The 17,518-nt window shown below is 50.2% G+C and carries 13 protein-coding genes and 4 tRNA genes; 11 read left to right on the plus strand and 6 right to left on the minus strand.

All coding sequences use genetic code 11. The features are described from left to right. Positions 1-162 precede the first annotated feature (162 nt). Positions 163-852, plus strand: a complete 690-nt coding sequence (rutR, locus tag EX31_RS24095; protein ID WP_013576306.1) for an HTH-type transcriptional regulator RutR — start codon at positions 163-165, stop codon at positions 850-852. Positions 853-861: 9 nt separating this feature from the next. Continuing rightward, on the plus strand, positions 862-1,851 hold the full coding sequence (locus EX31_RS24100) for a metal-dependent hydrolase (RefSeq protein WP_037037241.1): 990 nt from the start codon (positions 862-864) through the stop codon (positions 1,849-1,851). A gap of 129 nt (positions 1,852-1,980) precedes the next feature. Here the strand turns inward: EX31_RS24100 and EX31_RS24105 are convergent, their stop codons facing one another. Beyond that, a complete protein-coding gene (locus tag EX31_RS24105) occupies positions 1,981-6,711 on the minus strand; it encodes a glucoamylase family protein (protein WP_231576109.1) in 4,731 nt (1,576 codons plus the stop codon). A gap of 404 nt (positions 6,712-7,115) precedes the next feature. Then, complete coding sequence (gene cycA, locus EX31_RS24110) at positions 7,116-8,510, minus strand: D-serine/D-alanine/glycine transporter (protein WP_015690203.1); 1,395 nt, start codon at positions 8,508-8,510, stop codon at positions 7,116-7,118. Positions 8,511-8,881: 371 nt separating this feature from the next. On the opposite strand from cycA, the gene EX31_RS24115 reads away from it, so the two are divergent. Continuing rightward, positions 8,882-8,957 (plus strand) — tRNA-Lys (locus EX31_RS24115). A 255-nt stretch (positions 8,958-9,212) separates the two neighbouring features. Here the strand turns inward: EX31_RS24115 and EX31_RS24120 are convergent. Then, a complete protein-coding gene (locus EX31_RS24120) occupies positions 9,213-9,461 on the minus strand; it encodes a hypothetical protein (RefSeq protein ID WP_013576302.1) in 249 nt (82 codons plus the stop codon). A 227-nt stretch (positions 9,462-9,688) separates the two neighbouring features. On the opposite strand from EX31_RS24120, the gene EX31_RS24125 reads away from it, so the two are divergent. Then, entirely contained in the window at positions 9,689-10,108 is a 420-nt protein-coding gene (locus tag EX31_RS24125) for a hypothetical protein (RefSeq protein ID WP_037037247.1), read from the plus strand. Between the two features lie 161 nt (positions 10,109-10,269). Then, positions 10,270-11,940 (plus strand): 2-isopropylmalate synthase, encoded by a 1,671-nt coding sequence (gene leuA, locus EX31_RS24130; RefSeq protein WP_037037249.1) that lies wholly within the window; start codon positions 10,270-10,272, stop codon positions 11,938-11,940. On the opposite strand, the gene EX31_RS24135 is transcribed toward leuA, so the two are convergent. The 3 genes from EX31_RS24135 to EX31_RS24140 all read right to left on the minus strand — a co-directional run bounded on the left by EX31_RS24135 (position 11,927) and on the right by EX31_RS24140 (position 13,196). Next, entirely contained in the window at positions 11,927-12,685 is a 759-nt protein-coding gene (locus tag EX31_RS24135; RefSeq protein ID WP_037037252.1) for an AraC family transcriptional regulator, read from the minus strand. The two genes, leuA and EX31_RS24135, sit on opposite strands and share 14 nt — an antisense overlap. Before the next feature lie 3 nt (positions 12,686-12,688). Then, the gene (locus EX31_RS26225) at positions 12,689-12,862 is read right to left on the minus strand and encodes a hypothetical protein (RefSeq protein ID WP_162906065.1); all 174 of its coding nucleotides are present in this window, start codon (positions 12,860-12,862) and stop codon (positions 12,689-12,691) included. 109 nt (positions 12,863-12,971) lie between these two features. Continuing rightward, complete coding sequence (locus tag EX31_RS24140; protein ID WP_037037254.1) at positions 12,972-13,196, minus strand: DUF2594 family protein; 225 nt, start codon at positions 13,194-13,196, stop codon at positions 12,972-12,974. 739 nt (positions 13,197-13,935) lie between these two features. Here EX31_RS24140 and uvrY point away from each other — a divergent pair. The 6 genes from uvrY (at position 13,936) to EX31_RS24170 (ending at position 17,478) form a co-directional block, all read left to right on the plus strand. Beyond that, positions 13,936-14,592 (plus strand): UvrY/SirA/GacA family response regulator transcription factor, encoded by a 657-nt coding sequence (gene uvrY, locus EX31_RS24145; RefSeq protein WP_013576296.1) that lies wholly within the window; start codon positions 13,936-13,938, stop codon positions 14,590-14,592. Continuing rightward, positions 14,585-16,420, plus strand: coding sequence for an excinuclease ABC subunit UvrC (gene uvrC, locus EX31_RS24150; RefSeq protein ID WP_072012303.1), 1,836 nt, complete (start codon positions 14,585-14,587; stop codon positions 16,418-16,420). Before uvrY ends, uvrC begins: the two co-directional genes overlap by 8 nt. A gap of 56 nt (positions 16,421-16,476) precedes the next feature. Further along, positions 16,477-17,025 (plus strand): CDP-diacylglycerol--glycerol-3-phosphate 3-phosphatidyltransferase, encoded by a 549-nt coding sequence (gene pgsA / locus EX31_RS24155; protein WP_013576294.1) that lies wholly within the window; start codon positions 16,477-16,479, stop codon positions 17,023-17,025. Positions 17,026-17,173: 148 nt separating this feature from the next. Beyond that, a tRNA-Gly gene (locus EX31_RS24160) sits at positions 17,174-17,249 on the plus strand. A 58-nt stretch (positions 17,250-17,307) separates the two neighbouring features. Beyond that, positions 17,308-17,381 (plus strand) — tRNA-Cys (locus EX31_RS24165). 11 nt (positions 17,382-17,392) lie between these two features. After that, positions 17,393-17,478, plus strand: a tRNA-Leu gene (locus tag EX31_RS24170). Positions 17,479-17,518: the final 40 nt, after the last annotated feature.

Below are 17,518 nucleotides of genomic sequence, written 5' to 3' on the forward strand. Positions count from 1 at the left end.
CAGGATTGAACAAAAATGGTGCAAATTTGTTAAACGGATAACTCTTTGTGGTTAATGTTTATTGTCTTTGGTGTTACTTTCATCATCGACAGGCTTAGCGATAGTCGCTTGTACCTCCATTTGTTATGATTTCCGTCTTGCTGTTTGTCTCAGGGAGACATTGTGAAGCCATTGGTTGAACCTCCGTTGCCTCACGCCGGAGAGAAAAAATCCCGCCAGACGGCGGCGAAAGCGCCGACGCGACGCTCGCGGGCCGTCGCCGCCAAACGCAGCAATATCATGGCGGCGGCGCTGGAGTTCTTTTCGTTGTACGGCATGCATGGCACCAGTCTGGATCAGGTTGCCGAGCGCGCCGACGTGTCCAAAACCAATCTGCTGTATTACTTCCCGTCGAAAGAAGATTTGTATATCGCGGTGCTCAAAGGGTTGCTGGATATCTGGCTGGCGCCGCTGAAAGCGTTGCAGTCGGATCAACATCCGCTGGAAGCTATCCGGGAATATATCCGCCTGAAGCTGTGCGTTTCGCGCGATCACCCGCAGGCATCAAAGCTGTTTTGTCTGGAGATGGTGCAGGGCGCGCCGCTGCTGAAACAGGAACTGGGCGGTAGCCTGAAAACGCTGGTGGAAGATAAATCGGATGTGATACGCGGCTGGATTAAAGCAGAACTGATCGCACCTGTTGACCCGATGCAACTGATATTTATGCTGTGGGCGACCACGCAGCATTACGCCGATTTCGGCGTGCAGGTCGAAGCCATCACCGGCAAAACGCTCAGTGATCCTGAGTTCTTTGAACAAACGGTGAGTAACGTGCAGCGCATTATTACCGAAGGCATTCAGCTTCGGGTCTGAGAGGGCAGAATGGATTCGGTTTCACAATTAGTTCTTGGCGCTGCGGTCGGCATTGCGGTGATGGGCAAACGGGTGCCGGTGTGGAAATCTGCACTGGCTGGCGCGGTATGCGGAACCTTGCCCGATCTGGATGTGTTTTACGATCACGGTGACGCCATCAGCAATATGACCCTGCATCGCACCGAAAGCCATGCGCTGTTTTATCTGACGCTGGTTTCGCCGCTGCTGGCCTGGCTGATGGCAAAATTGCTCAGCGGCGGGCAGCATTTCAAACGCTGGTGGGGCGCGGTCTGGCTGGCACTGATCACTCATCCGTTGCTGGATCTGATGACGGTGTACGGCACGCAGCTTGGATTGCCATTCACAAACTATCCGTTTGCGGTCGGCAGCATTTTCATCGTCGATCCGCTTTATACCTTACCGCTGATCATCGGCGTCGGGCTGGCGCTGTACCGCGAGCAACAGCGTGGGATCATGTGGAATAACGTGTTGCTGGGCGTGAGTTGTTTATATCTGGCCTGTACCGCCTTCGAGCAACATCAGGTGACGCGGCATGTGGGCGAGGAATTACAACGCCAGAACATCGAAAGCACGCAGATTCTGGTCACGCCGACCCCGCTCAATTCGCTGGTATGGCGTGTGGTGGTGATGAGTAAAGACAGTTACGGCGAAGGGTTTACCTCGCTGCTGCATCCGGATTCGCCGATCCGTTTCCGCTTCTATCCGCGCGGTGAAGCGTTGTATGAAGCACACAAAGATAATGCCTTTCTGGCGCGTGTCGCCTGGTTCAGCCACGGCTTTTTCAGCGTAAAAGAGCAGGGCGGCCATATTCTGGTCAGCGATTTACGTATGGGGCAGGAACCGGATTACACCTTTGTGTTCGATCTCGGCGAGATGAAAGCCGGTGCACCACCAGAACTGCCGGTGAAAGTGGCATCCGCCAGACCGTCGGCGGTGAAAATGTGGGATCAGTTCAGACAGGCGCTGGAAGTGGAGTAATCTGCAATAAAGCAAAAGGAGCCATTTGGCTCCCCGACTGAGGTGTTAGCATCAAAGTGTTGTCATAACGGTGGGAAGTGTTTGCCTGCATTGACTCTCGCAGACAAACACCGGAGATCCGACCGTTAATTAACTCTCACGTGGTGGAATGTCATCATCGACAAAACCGATAAGAGTTAATGCCTGCTGAATTTCAGGGCAGGTCATAAAATAGCGCCATAACAATCCACTACGATGGTTTTCAATCATGCCAATGATTGGCCCCTGGTCGATGGCCAGATATCCATCGGAATACCAGTTTTTGGAAAGATTAACACCATCAATAAACCCGCATTTCTCTGTCCACAGCGCATTGCCCAGGTCGTCATAAAAATGGCGCAGCGCTGCCATCGACGCTTCAGGTAAATAAGGTAAGTCACATAGTGCAGCGGTAAGGGTAATCGTGCCGTCATCAGACGTTGGATCATGACTTGCATAACCTGCAGGCCCGTAACCCGATGTCAGTCCCCAGTAATTTTCTGCATAGCCGTTAAATCCGCCAGGATTATCGATACTGTAAGCCTGCTGGATCTGGCTTTGCGCTTCACCCTGCTGGAAATAATTCACGTTATTGGCACTGTCCCGCAGGTTACGCGGATCAAAACCGAGGAACGAGTAATGCATAAAGAACATCGGGCCGCCCATCGTCGGGCCGATCGGCAACGTGATGTCGTAATAGACTTTGTTTTTGTTGTTATAACTTCCCTGTGACCAGCCACTTTTCCAGAGTGCCGGGTCGATGGCATGCGTCGGAGAAGCGATAGCCAAAAGATAGGTTATCATCGCCTCATTCCAGCCGGTGATTTTCATCCCCATGGTGAACTGCAAATCTTTATCGATATGCCAGTACAGGCTGTTGCTGTTATTGGTGAAGTAGTTCCAGTCAATGTCATGCCAGAGGGCGTTGATTTTGTCCGTCAGCGCAGTGTCGTTAAAATACTGACGCGCTGTTAACAAGCCCTGCATCATATACGACGTTTCCACCAGATCGGCACCGTTATCATCGGAACCAAACGGAATGGTCGCGCCCGTACTGCCGTTAATCCAGTGCGGCCAGGCCCCTTTGTAGCGCGTGGTTGGTCCGCCAAGGAAATCGACCATTTTGTTAATGCGGTCGTACCCATCCTCACGACTGACGAAACCGCGCTCAATCGCCACTAAAATCCCCATGATGCCAAAGCCGCTCCCCCCAATAGCAATGGGTTCATCAGGCCCGGCATCGCTGTTGCGATATAACCGCTCAAAAGCCAGACCGCTGGTCGGGTGTGCGTAGTCCCAGAAATAGCGCAGCGTGGTTTGCTGTACTTTATCAAGCAACTGCTCGTCATCGAGGGACGGATAAACTGCCGCATTGACGGCCGCAAGCTGTTGAGAAACAATCGGGTCCAGTTCTCCGAAACGGTTGATGCGAATATCCATACAGGCCACGCCATCACGGGCAGCTACGTCTTTCACCCATTGGGCGAGCGCGTCGGTGTCGTAATGTTTACCGGTATCGCTTGAACCCATCGCGCCCCAGCCCGCATTCACCGCCTGGTTACCGAGTGCTATCCAGCGGAACCACTGATGATAGCCGTCGTTGCTGTCCCAGCGTGTGTCCGGCAGGTCAGTCATCACATAGTTGCCTTCGGCATTTTTCGAGCCGTAGGATTCACCCGCTGAGTAATCTGTGTAAGTCAGGGTATGAACACCAATCCCGGTGACAATTCGGTCCGGATTCCCCGCCCGCGAGCCGTCCACCACATCGTTAATGTTGTAAGGCTGGTTCATGTCGGTGTAGTTATTCCACATGCCATCGAACCACCAGCCTGCTAACAAATCACCGTAGCGTTCACCAAACTCTCTTACCACCGCGTAATTCATGCGCGTGGTTTCTGACGTGATAACGTTGTCAAACGGGGAGCATTCGTACAGATGCGGGACCAGCATGTCACCCCAGCGATCCGGCGAGTGCTGATTCGCGTCATCATCGTAATAGACCAGGCTGGCTTTAGCTGGCGCGTAACCCATCATGTACAACATCAGTTTGATATCGTATTTCGCCAGTTCCTGAGCCATTTCCAGCGGCAAATCACGGATGGCGCTGCGCACGCCAGGCTCAATATCCAGAATGGCGTCATGAGTTTTATTCGGGCCAAGGTTATATCCGGCATGTTGATCCATCGTCAGCAGAACAAATCCTGCCCCCGTTTCGCTGACGGCTTTGGCATAAGCCTGCACGTCAAAAGTACTGAGGAAATCGTCCCAGCTTTCGCCCGGCTGCCATTTCTCATCTTGCGGAATATCCGATGAGAGATTGAGATAGTTAGGCAGGAAATGGTGCGATACGCCGTAGTGCGCATTGCGGAACCAGTCGGTTCGCGGGTTGCCACTTCGCGCAACGACAGGCCCGACAATCACAGATTGTGACTCACCAAAGCACAGGCGTTCATTGCGCGGTGTAACCGTGACACGAATGTATTTCCCGTTGTGCTCAGGCAACAGCATCATTGTGCGGGTATGCAACCCGTTGATGGTACTGAATGGGCCAGTCGTACTGCTCGCCACTTCCCACAGGTATTCACTGCCATTTTCTGCAAAACCGCCGGGGTCAGTAAAAAGATAATCCGGGCGTAGAATTTCGCGCGTCAGTAACGAACCGTTTAATACCAGTGACGAGAGGGAAGGCGCGGCTATCGTGGTCGGTTCCAGCGAGAAATCCGCATCGACAGGCAACTCCCGATAACGCACGGTGAAGATGATATTTTGTTCAACCGCCGCAAGTTCGAGTGGCGTGAAAGAGAGTGTTGCCGTATTGCTTGCCGCATCCCACACAAAACCAGTTATTGGCAAACCCACGCGCATTTCACTGTTCACTTTGAGGTGTGTCCGGAAATCACTCAGCACAGGCTCGACAGATTGCGGGTGAACAAACGCAGCTTTCAGCGTGCCGTTGCTCGCCTGAAGGTTGAAGTTCGTGTCGGCCAGTTGACGATAATGCCCGCTCAACGTTTGCGGGCTTATCTGTGAATCAAAGAATTTAACTTCATCAATGATACCGTCGAAAGCATCCGTCACCGCGCCGTTGGTATCCAGCCGTCCGCCCACTTTCACCGAAGTGGTGACATTTGTTTGCACCACGTTACTGCCGCCTGTCATCGCTATATTGCCGTTAACCGCCAGGGCATATTCATCACCCTGGCGCAAAATGGCGACGTGGGTCCAGGCATTCAGCGGAATAAAAGACTTGGTTTTTAAAGTAAACGAGGTGCTGTTGGTATCATTCGACATCGTGCAAACCAGCTGATTGTCCTGGGTGTAAAGCTGCCAGCGCTGGTTGTTGTTATTACGCGTGTCCTGGCTGACGATCATGCTCATCGCCGTCGACCGCGGATAAATCCAGGCTTCCACGGTAAAGGCGGAATATTGCAAACAATCCAGCACGCCTAAATCAATATAACCCGGCTGCCCGCTGGCAAAATCGATACCATTGTTGAGCTTTGCCGTCACCAGCGAGGGGGCTTGTCCCTGGCTTATTGCACTACGTTGGTTATTAATGGTCTCTAAGAAAGCCCCGTCAGTTTCATCATCAAAGGTGTAGTAATACTTCATGCCCTGGTTGTAAGTAAACGTGGCCTGAATATCGGCAAAATCTTTCGTCAGGATCTCATTTTTAAGCCCGTGGAAAGTCAGGGTATAGGGAATTCCAGTTTGTAAGTCAGGCACATTAAGTGTCAGTGTGGTTTTTAAATCATTCAGCGCGACACTTTGAATAACGCCACCATTATCCAGCACAGAGTTAGTGAGAGTTAACGCACTCGTTGAATCCAGAGCCTGGTTAAACGTCACCAGAATATTGTTATTACTGTCGGTAGTGGTTTCAACGATTTCAAGATCACCGGCATTGTAGACTTTTAATGCATCCAGATGTGCATAAGACCCCGAACGTTTAATTCCCTGAATCGTGTGTGAACCAAACGGTAAATCCACCTTTTGATACAGAATATGGCTGTCCAGATGGGTGGAAGACCAGGTGCTTATTCTGCCCTGAGACACACCATCAATATAAATTTCAACATCACCCTGATCGCTACTGCTTTCGGCAATATAAGAAATACCGGTACCAATAAAGTTTAGTGTAAAGGTCGCAGAGTTATTACTCTGGGTATACGAGGTGGTGTGATAAAAGATACTTTGTGTACGGTTCGTGCTGTGCGTCCACTTACCGGCATATACAATGTCGGCGACCGGGTCGTCATAAACCTGTTCCGCAGGAAGTGCAGTGTAGTTTAGCGTAAAGGTCTGGTTTTGAACGGTAGTGGTCAGAATCTGGTTGCTGATTTGGCTCAACGTAAGTGTGTAATCCGTTTGCGTGGTCAGCCCGGTAATGGTGAGATCAGCAGTTTTTCGGTCATTGCTTAAAGTGACGGAGACAACGCTTGCTCCGTTGTTCAACTGATAATTTCCCGGTTCAGTTCCGCTTTGGCTATCCAGCGATTGATTGAACTGAAGTCGTGCTGTCCCTTCACTGCCTGCGCCCAAAAATTGCTCTACTTCAGCGGTAAGCGGGGCATCGTTATACACTTTAAGCTGATCAAGCAGCATCCAGGATCCGTTTTTTTTCACCCCTTTAAAAGTATGTTCTCCGGGCGATATGTCGGTAATATAATAAATAAGATCGCTGTACTGGCGCGTTGAAGTTTTGGTTGTTGCCGTACCGTGTAACACGCCATCAAGATAAAAATCTATTTCGCCCTGATCGGTATTTCCTTCGCTGTAATACCCAATGCCGGAACCGGTAAATGTGTATTCAAAATACTTACCGTTATCATACAGCGCCATACTTGCACCATCATCGCTGTATGCTCGTCCGGTATATCGGGTCCAGTTTCCGGTATAAATAATAGAGGGGTCATTATCCTGAATGATAATTTCTGGTTGTACATCTTGCTTTGCAGAACACATAATATAGACCTCACGCTAATCGACATTAAATTCAATTTAATGCTAACTAAGGTATGAGGCGGGCGTGTATCATAAATAATCACGCAGAGAAAATTATATTTTTTAGTGAATGTTTATGATTTAAATATTTAAATGAAAGTACCGCCAAGGATTTGCAGCGCATTTATAATAAAAAAGAGATTAATAATTAATGAGAGAGAATTACTGAGGAGGATTTTTATGCTCCTCAGTAATTCAAGACACTGTGATTACCAAATACCTTTGGCAGTATATTCGTGCAATCAGGACTGGCGTCTGCGCAACCCGTAGCCAATCGCCAGAATCACAAACCACAGCGGCGTGACGAGTAACGCCTGACGGGTATCATCCTGCAAGGTCAGCAGTACCAGAACAAAAGCAAAGAATGCCATACAGACCCAGCACATCAGTTTGCCGAGCGGCATTTTGTAGATTGAAGCTTCGTGCAGTTGCGGACGTTGACGGCGGTAGACCAGATAAGAGCAGAGGATGATGGTCCAGACGAACATAAACAGAATCGCCGAAACGGTCGTGACCAGCGTGAAGACCGTCACCACATTCGGGATCAGGTAAATCAGCACCACACCGCCGAGCAGGCAGATGCAGGAAAATGTCAGGCCGTTCGACGGTACAGCGCGGGAAGAGAGCTTGCCGAACGCTTTCGGCGCATTGCCTTCCTGTGCCAGACCGAACAACATGCGACTGGTGGAGAATACGCCACTGTTGGCGGAAGAGGCCGCCGAAGTCAGCACCACAAAGTTGATAATGCTCGCCGCAGCCGGAAGACCGGCAAGTACGAACAGTTCAACGAACGGGCTTTTATCCGCCACCACATGGCTCCAGGGTGTCACTGACATAATCATGATCAGTGAGAATACATAGAACATGATGATGCGCAGCGGAATGGCGTTGATGGCGCGCGGCAGGGATTTCTGCGGATCTTTAGTTTCAGCGGCGGTGGTGCCCACCAGTTCGATACCGACAAACGCGAACACCGCTATCTGGAAACCGGCAAAGAAACCGCTCACGCCTTTCGGGAAGAACCCGCCGTCATTCCACAGATTGCTGAAGGACGCGACAGTGCCGGTGGGGGTCTGGAAGTGGGTCAGCACCATCACCAGCCCGGCGATAATCAGCCCGACGATGGCGACGATTTTGATCATCGCGAACCAGAATTCCATCTCACCGAACATTTTCACAGTGGCGAGATTGAGGCTCAGCAGCACCAGCACGCAGAGCAGGGATGCGACCCATTGCGAGAGCCCGGGGAACCAGAACTGCGCGTAAGCGGTGATGGCGACGACGTCGGCGATGCCGGTGACCACCCAGCAGAACCAGTAGGTCCAGCCGGTGAAATACCCGGCCCACGGGCCCAGCAGGTCGGCGGCAAAGTCACTAAAAGATTTGTATTCGAGGTTGGACAGTAACAGTTCGCCCATCGCGCGCATGACGAAAAACAGCATAAAGCCGATGATCATGTAGACGAAGATGATGGATGGACCGGCGAGGCTGATGGTTTTGCCTGAGCCCATAAACAGGCCGGTACCGATCGCGCCGCCAATGGCAATGAGCTGGATATGACGATTGGAGAGATTTCGCCGCAAACCTTCAGCGTTCTCTTCCCCAGGCTGGACGAGGATTTTTGACTCTTCTTGCATGTTGTATTGATTCCTGTTTTTTGCTTTTTGCGTATGAACTCCGCCATATCGCATTCATTTACGTCAATTTTTTGAGCTCTGAGTGGCCCTTTGGTCACCACGACCGGAACGACAGCGTGCGTGAACGTTGTAATAGTAATGTTAAGTGCGCATTTATTATAACTGGCATGAAAAATGCCAACGGAAAAAATGTATCGTAATTTTTACATCGCGGATAACTGAGTGTTAATTAATCAAGTCTCTTCAGAGACGGTGGGAATAATAGCGTTTTTAAGAGTGATGAGCTTCACAAATATTAATGAAAATAACGGCAAAAAAGTGGGGGTAAGCGTTTGACATCACCCTTGCAGAGGAGAATAATCCGTCCCGTTGGGTCGTTAGCTCAGTCGGTAGAGCAGTTGACTCTTAATCAATTGGTCGGCGGTTCGAACCCGCCACGACCCACCAACAAATGATTAATCAATGCATTAAGCTCCTTCTGCTGTTATTTCCCTTCTTCTTTAATCCGTCAGTTCCTCTGTTTTATGCACTGCTAATAAAGTCATCGGCTGTCGGGAAATAAACCTCAACGGTTTGTCGTTTATTTACGCAATCTGGCAGGAATATTTTTATGGCATATAAAGATGAGCGGAAGGAAGAAATACAGGGAATAGCTGTCAGGCCCCGGTTTGAGGCCAAAACAGTGTTAAGTGCAGGAATGCATCAATACATAATGGTGGTATTGGGTGCATTGCCATTTTTGAGTTGTTTTTGTACACGCATGCACAGGCTGAAGATCAGCAGATGAACGTGCGTGATAAATGTGCTTTCTTCGGTGAACCGGTCACTGCGCAAGACGACCGTCTCCGAACGATTCTGTTTGGCAACCAGTAACTCAATCCCTTTGTCGCGGAATTCGTCTTCGTAGGCTTTAACGATCCCTGCGGGGGCGATTAATGTGTAGCTGTACATAGTGATTCCTGAAACTGAGTTGAACGACTGATCGGATAAATCCTAACAAGAATATCAAATACCAGTGGAGGACTATTAGCAATTCGGGTGATGTTTTTTTGTACTAACGTCACAGATTTAGATGACTTTTTTACGCTTGCGGACACTCCGTACCCGCTCCCACCGGTTTTTTGTTGCCCGCCGCGCGCACACTGCTATCATTCGTGCATAAACTCAGGGAGATAACGATGAAAAAAACACTGGTGGCCTTGGCTGCTTTATTTTTAGCCGGGTGTGCGGCCAATCCTTATGAACCGACGCTGCAGGTCAAGTCATCTTTCGCTAACGCCAGCCCGGCAGCGCCGGCAGGGCAGACCCACATCCGTTTACACCGTTTAGATCAGTGGTCAGTCGTGCCGTTTGAGAAAACCTGTCCGCTGATAGTGTTTTTAGACGGACAAACCGTGGCTTCCCTGCATTTTAATCAGTACGTGGATTTGAATGTGCCGAACGGGATGCGCACTATTGATGTTCGCATTGCCTGCGCGCTGACCAAGACATCAGGTTCGATTACCGTTGATGCGAATGGTAAAAGTATCAGTCTGGAAACGGATCGCAGCTTCTTCGGAACCTACAATATCCGGCCGGAAGGCAGCGGCAATAAATAACAAAATGAATAAACCCGCAGAATGCGGGTTTTTTTATGATCATTTTCTTTTTGTCCGTTTTGCGAGGGTGACTGTCAGTTAGTCAGGCGCAGGAAGTTATCGTTTGCGTACTATGGATTTAACGGAACATAACCGCTGCCCAATGATAAAAGGAGAATCGTATGTTAAACGACCCGTCGCAAAAATATCGCCCCTTCCCGCAGGTGAATTTACCCGATCGCCAGTGGCCAGGAAATGTGCTCTGTAAAGCGCCGCAATGGTGTTCAAGTGATTTGCGTGACGGCAATCAGGCGCTTGCAGAACCCATGGATAATGCCCGTAAGCGTCAGTTTTTTGATTTGCTGGTGAAGTGTGGTTTTAAGCAGATTGAGGTGGCGTTTCCCTCGGCTTCACAAACCGATTTTGATTTTGTCCGCAGCCTGATTGAAGAGAGGCTCATCCCGGATGATGTGGTGATTCAGGTGCTGACGCCTTCGCGGCCGGATCTGATTGCCCGCACCTTTGAGGCACTCAAAGATGTGCCGCGTGCCATTGTGCATTTATATAACGCCACTGCGCCTGTGTTCCGTGAAGTGGTATTTAATCAGGATCAGGCCGCAACGCGCGAGCTGGCGGTTCGCGGCGCTCAGCAAATTCGTCAGTTGTGCGAACAATATTCGCAGACTGAATGGACGTTTGAGTATTCACCGGAAACCTTCTGCTTCACCGAACTGGAGTTTGCGCTGGAAGTGTGTGAAGCCGTGGCGGATGTCTGGAAACCGGGCAATGAAAGGCCGATGATCATTAATTTACCGGCAACAGTAGAAGTCAGCACACCGAATGTTTATGCCGATCAGATTGAATGGTTCTGCCGTCATTTCAGCCACCGTGAACAGGTTTCCATCAGTGTGCATCCGCACAATGACCGCGGAACCGGTGTGGCCTGTGCTGAGCTGGCGATGCTGGCCGGTGCCGACCGTGTGGAAGGATGTCTTTTTGGTAACGGTGAACGCACCGGCAACGTGGATATTGTGACGCTGGCGCTGAACCTTTACACGCAGGGCATCTCGCCGCAGCTGGATTTCAGCAATTTGCAGACGATTGTCGAGGCGGTGGAGGAATGTAACCAGTTACCGGTGCATCCGCGCCATCCGTATGCCGGTGAACTGGTGTTTACGGCATTTTCGGGCTCGCATCAGGACGCCATCAAAAAAGGGTTTGCTGCACAGAAAGCATCAGAGAGCACGGTCTGGCGCGTGCCGTATCTGCCGTTAGATCCTGCGGATGTCGGTTGCAGTTATGAAGCGGTGATCCGCGTGAACAGCCAGTCCGGGAAAAGCGGGGCGGCCTGGTTGCTGGAACAGAATCACGGGCTGAAATTGCCGCGCGGTTTGCAAATTGATTTCAGTAAAGCGGTGCAGCGTGAAACCGATACGCATGGCAAGGAAATGAGTACCAGCGATATCTGGCGACTGTTCCGGCAGCGTTACGGGTTAACCGATCTGCCCGTGGTGAAATTGCTCAGTTATGACATCCGCAGCGATGAGCAAAACGTCTGTCATTTCAGCGCGCGGATCCGCTATCGTAATGAAGAACAACATATTACGGGTAGCGGTAACGGTTTGCTGTCCGGTGCAGCGGATGCTTTGCGTCGCAGTTACGATGTGCTCCTGGAAATCGGCGATTATCATGAACATACGCTGGGACATCAGAGCCACAGTCGCGCGGTGGCGTATCTGAGCTGTCGGGGGAGGTTGGGCGAAACGTGTTATGGCGTGGGGATTGACAGCGATGTGTCCAGTGCTTCATTGCAGGCACTGTTCAATGCGGCCAGCGCCATTATGACTGATTAAAATATTCGCTGGGTGAGACGCCAAGCGACCGGCGAAACATCGCACTGAAGGCACTCGGGCTGTCGTAGCCGAGTGCCAGCGACACATCAATAACTGAAACGCCAACGGCAAGCTGGTTCAGTGCTTCGAGCAATTTTGCCTGGCGAATCCAGTCACTGAAACGTAATCCCGTTTCACGCTGGAAACGGCGTGAGAGCGTTCGGCTGCTGATATTCAGACGTTGCGCGACATCTTCCAGTTCCCACGTTGAACAAAGATCTGCACGAATTTGCTGGCAAAGCCCGCTCAGCTCCGGCTCGTTGGGTTCCGGCAGATAAAGAGGCAGTGTCGGCAACAGACGCAGTTCATCAAGCAATAATTCCATGATGCGTTCATCGCGCCCGCCGGGCAGATAATCGGCCGGAATAGTCAGCGAGGCCAAAATCAGTTCACGCAGCAGCGGAGAAATCTGCACTACCTGACATTGCGCAGGTAAGTCAGCACGGGCGAGGGGATCGACAAACAGCGTGCGGGCCTTTACACCGCCGATAAAACGCAGACTGTGTTCAACCTCTGCAGGCAGCCAGACCCCGCGCCCGGGCGGCACCATCCAGGTGCCGAGCGACGTATGCACTTCTACAATACCGGATAGCGTATGAATCAGTTGTGAGCAGTTGTGACTGTGGGCTGGCTCGCTGTCACCATGTTGATAATCAATAGCCAGAGGCGCAAGCACCTGATGCGGGGCAAGGAAGTTGTGATGCATTGATCAATGATTTTTCTGTTTTTTGGCGTCTTCTACGGCTTGTTTGGCTTCTTCTGCCGCTTTTTCAATTTCTTCTTCCGTCAGTTGTTCAGAAACTTCAAACAGTTCTCCCAGCCCGTCACTGACATGGACTTCGTCGGCTTTGCTTTTGTTTTCTTTATTCTTTTCGTCGCTCATGCTTATGTCCTCATTGAATGAATGCAGGGCATGATTATAGCAGACATTGCGGGGAATAACCGGGCGGAGAGAGGCAGAGCCTGTCAGGATGACAGACTCTGAAATAGCATTACTGACGGTAAGCAAACTTGATTTGCTGCAGGGAATTTTTGAACACGGCAGCCTGCTGTTCATCTTCCATCTGCGCGACAAAACGCTCCATGTTCAGCATCACTTTACCTGCATCAGCCTGGCCAATCGCTTTGAGGATCAGGGTCAGGGTGGCTTTCAGGCAGGCAACTTCTGTTGCCAGTGTTTCAACGTTTGCTTCAGTCGTAAAATCGCAATTACTCATTATTTGTATCCCCTCAGGCAAGCTGTCAGGCAGCGCACCGAATTCTGAACAGGTGAAAAGTGGCCGCATTTTAGCATAGTTGGCACGTTTTAGGGCAGGGCCAGAATGGCCGCTTAAAACGGGAGGTTAAGCGTCTGCATATAGTGTTTCCGGACAATGAGTAAAGAATACTAAACATAATGGGGGATTGAGAATTTTTCATCTTTATGTGCAGACTTATTCATATAAGCCATCATCAATTCGTGCGATCGCAAATAATAATTGGATATATCATAGATATATGAAGTGACAGTGCTGACGCTTAAATAGCCAGCATGGCGTAAAGAGAGTTTCAGATATGAGTAAGGGCCTGGAGTTATTTACTTACCGCTTAAAAGAAACCGCAGATTTTTCTGCTTGATCTTTGATTAGACACGTATTTTTAATAATTTATTAATACAGTTGGTGGTACTTCTCATTTACATTCAGCAAAGTAGTTTTTTGCAGACATTCCTTGGTCAGGAACGTCTGATAGAGTAAAATACTCGGGCTATAATAAATAACTGTGTCTTTCTGCTTTAAAAATACTACCGATGAGCGGTAGTGGGGCGAGTTAGTTGATATTGGCCTCTTATTTGCCACCTTCTCTTCATTTATAAGCTGTCTGAGAGCAAATTTTTAATGTTCGATACGTAGGTTTACGTAAGACAAGCGTGAAGTCCCTGACGGTGTGTTGCCCTTATTTTTTGGAGAATTCTCTTTGATAAGCGTTCTTCTTGTTGATGACCACGAACTGGTGCGCGCAGGGATCCGACGCATTCTTGAAGATATCAAAGGCATCAAAGTTGTTGGTGAGGCGCAATGCGGTGAAGATGCCGTCAAATGGTGTCGGACCAATGACGTTGATATTGTCCTGATGGATATGAACATGCCAGGTATTGGCGGGCTTGAAGCGACCAAGAAAATTGTCCGCTTTTCGCCAGATATCAAGATCATCATGTTAACGATCTATACTGAAAACCCGCTACCGGCCAAAGTGATGCAGGCGGGGGCTTCCGGTTACCTGAGCAAAGGCGCAGCTCCACAGGAAGTGGTCAATGCTATCCGTCTGGTTGATTCGGGTCAGCGTTATATTGCCTCCGACATTGCTCAGCAAATGGCACTGAGCCAGATTGAACCGCAATCTGAAACGCCTTTTGATTCCTTATCCGAGCGTGAACTACAGATCATGCTGATGATCACTAAGGGACAAAAGGTCAATGAAATTTCTGAACAGCTGAACTTGAGCCCGAAGACAGTTAACAGTTATCGTTATCGGATGTTTAGTAAATTAAATATCAGCGGTGATGTTGAGTTAACACATCTGGCAATCCGGCACGGTTTGTTCAATACGGAGACTTTATCCGGCAGTGAGTGATGAGCGTTTCGACCCAAAAGCCTTTTTGAAAACGGTCACCAGCCAGCCTGGCGTCTACAGAATGTATGACGCCAGCGGCACCGTAATCTACGTAGGTAAAGCCAAAGACCTCAAAAAACGTCTTTCGAGTTATTTTCGCGTCCAGGTTTCCAGCCGCAAAACCGAAACGCTGGTCAAAAACATCGCGCAAATCGATGTGACGGTGACCCACACGGAAACCGAAGCGCTGCTCCTCGAACATAATTACATCAAACTTTATCAGCCGCGTTATAACGTATTGTTACGCGATGATAAGTCGTATCCGCAGATCTTCCTCAGCGCGGATAATCATCCAAGACTTTCAGTTCACCGCGGTGCTAAGCACGCCAAAGGCGAGTATTTCGGGCCTTTTCCTAATTCCTATGCCGTGCGCGAAACACTGGCGCTGCTGCAAAAACTTTTCCCGATCCGCCAGTGTGAAAACAGCGTATACAGCAACCGTTCGCGCCCTTGTCTGCAATATCAGATTGGTCGCTGTCTGGGGCCGTGTGTCAAAGGGCTGGTGAGTGAGGAAGATTATAAAGATCAGGTGGAATACGTTCGCCTTTTCCTGTCCGGTAAAGACCAGCAGGTTGTCACACAGCTCGTAAACCGCATGGAAGAAGCCAGTAAAGCGCTGCGCTTCGAAGATGCCGGGCGGATAAGAGATCAAATTCAGGCTGTACGCCGCGTGACAGAGCGTCAGTTCGTGTCGGGTAACAGCGAAGATCTGGATGTGATCGGCGTGGGCTTCGAGTCAGGTATGGCATGTCTGCACGTTCTGTTTATCCGTCAGGGCAAAGTGCTGGGCAGCCGCAGTTATTTCCCGAAAGTACCAGGCGGCACCGATCTGGGCGAAGTGGTGCAGACCTTCGTTGGACAATTCTATTTGCAGGGCAGTCAGCAACGGACACTGCCCGGCGAAATTCTGCTGGATTTCAGTCTGGCGGAAAAAGATCTGCTGGCCGATTCGCTCAGCGAACTGGCCGGGCGCAAAGTGCAAATCCAGAGTAAGCCGCGGGGCGACCGTGCCCGTTATCTGAAACTGGCGCGCACCAATGCCTCTGCTGCACTGACGACCAAACTGGCGCAGCAGTCGACAATCCATCAGCGGCTGTCTGAACTGGCAAAAACACTGAATCTTGCGGAAATTAACCGTATGGAATGCTTCGACATCAGCCATACTATGGGCGAGCAGACAGTCGCTTCCTGCGTGGTTTTTGACGGCAATGGCCCGGTGCGTTCTGAATACCGACGCTACAACATTACCGGCATTACGCCCGGCGATGATTACGCGGCGATGGCGCAGGTATTGCAGCGTCGCTATGGTAAGACGCTCGATGACAATAAAATTCCTGACGTTATCTTTATTGATGGCGGCAAAGGGCAACTCGGCATGGCGCTGGATGTGTTTCATTCGCTGAATGTGGAGTGGGACAAATCCAAACCTTTACTGATTGGTATCGCGAAAGGTGCGGATCGTAAGGCCGGGCTCGAAACGCTGTTCTTTGTGCCGGAAGGTGAAGGGATTGCGTTACCCGCTGATTCGCCAGCGTTGCATGTCATCCAGCATATTCGTGATGACTCGCATAACCATGCGATTACCGGCCACCGGCAGAGACGTGCGAAAGTCCGTACGACCAGTGCGCTGGAAGAAATTGAAGGCGTCGGGCCGAAGCGGCGTCAGGTTTTACTGAAATACATGGGAGGCATTCAGCCATTACTGAATGCCAGCGTAGAGGAAATTGCACAGGTACCGGGTATTTCTATCGCATTGGCAGAAAAGATTCATAATGCGTTGAAACACTAAAGGCAATGTAGCAACATACTCATAATATCCACACCGGACAAACAGTTACCTTCGCTATGCAATTTAATATACCTACGTGCCTCACCCTGTTCCGCGTTGTACTGATACCGTTCTTCGTGCTGGCCTTTTATCTGCCTTATCCATGGGCATCAATGGTCTGTGCGTTGATTTTCGTTTTTGCTGCCGTGACCGACTGGTTTGATGGCTATCTGGCACGCCGCTGGAAGCAAACGACGCGTTTCGGTGCATTCCTTGATCCGGTAGCCGATAAAGTGATGGTGGCGATCGCGCTGGTGCTGGTGGCTGAATATTTTCACTCCTGGTGGATTACGTTACCGGCCGCGACCATGATTGCCCGCGAAATCATTATTTCCGCGCTACGTGAGTGGATGGCTGAGATTGGAAAACGCAGCAGTGTGGCGGTTTCATGGATCGGGAAAGTGAAAACCACGGCGCAGATGCTGTCGCTGGTCGCGCTGTTGTGGCGTCCTGATGCTATTGTGGTCTGGGTTGGCGTGGTTGCACTTTATATTGCTGCAGTGCTGACTTTCTGGTCAATGTTCCAATATCTCAACGCTGCACGCCATGATTTGCTGGAACCCTGATCAAACTGCCGTAAAAAACGTCAAACGAACGCATGAAGCAGATAATTTTATTGACTCAATCCGTCAGGTCAGTAGAATGCAACGCATCGGAAGGCAGCCAGTCTTGTGCCGGAAGATTAGTTAAAAAAATCAGTACGTTCTGATTAAAGCGGGAATAGCTCAGTTGGTAGAGCACGACCTTGCCAAGGTCGGGGTCGCGAGTTCGAGTCTCGTTTCCCGCTCCAAATTTTCTTAAACTGGTTCGTGAATTGGTTTAAGTGTAAGACAAGTAGTAAGATTTAAGGCGCGTTAACAAAGCGGTTATGTAGCGGATTGCAAATCCGCCTAGTCCGGTTCGACTCCGGAACGCGCCTCCAATTTTCCCGGAGCCCGGGTGGTGGAATCGGTAGACACAAGGGATTTAAAATCCCTCGGCTTATGGCTGTACGAGTTCAAGTCTCGTCCCGGGTACCATGGGAAAATTAGCTGAATAATCAAAAGCAATAAAGTAGTA

The sequence above is a fragment of the Rahnella sp. WP5 genome, from assembly GCF_000745615.1.
Taxonomy (GTDB): Bacteria; Pseudomonadota; Gammaproteobacteria; order Enterobacterales; family Enterobacteriaceae; genus Rahnella; species Rahnella aceris.

Bases quoted from the DNA above. Each gene is read 5' to 3' on its own strand.
- EX31_RS24105 (WP_231576109.1), bottom strand. From the start codon at position 6,711: ATGGCGCTGTATGATAACGGTAAGTATTTTGAATACACATTTACCGGT.
- cycA (WP_015690203.1), bottom strand. From the start codon at position 8,510: ATGCAAGAAGAGTCAAAAATCCTCGTCCAGCCTGGGGAAGAGAACGCT.
- EX31_RS24140 (WP_037037254.1), bottom strand. From the start codon at position 13,196: ATGAGTAATTGCGATTTTACGACTGAAGCAAACGTTGAAACACTGGCA.
- EX31_RS24100 (WP_037037241.1), top strand. From the start codon at position 862: ATGGATTCGGTTTCACAATTAGTTCTTGGCGCTGCGGTCGGCATTGCG.
- EX31_RS24135 (WP_037037252.1), bottom strand. From the start codon at position 12,685: ATGCATCACAACTTCCTTGCCCCGCATCAGGTGCTTGCGCCTCTGGCT.
- EX31_RS24125 (WP_037037247.1), top strand. From the start codon at position 9,689: ATGAAAAAAACACTGGTGGCCTTGGCTGCTTTATTTTTAGCCGGGTGT.
- EX31_RS24120 (WP_013576302.1), bottom strand. From the start codon at position 9,461: ATGTACAGCTACACATTAATCGCCCCCGCAGGGATCGTTAAAGCCTAC.
- pgsA (WP_013576294.1), top strand. From the start codon at position 16,477: ATGCAATTTAATATACCTACGTGCCTCACCCTGTTCCGCGTTGTACTG.
- EX31_RS26225 (WP_162906065.1), bottom strand. From the start codon at position 12,862: ATGAGCGACGAAAAGAATAAAGAAAACAAAAGCAAAGCCGACGAAGTC.
- leuA (WP_037037249.1), top strand. From the start codon at position 10,270: ATGTTAAACGACCCGTCGCAAAAATATCGCCCCTTCCCGCAGGTGAAT.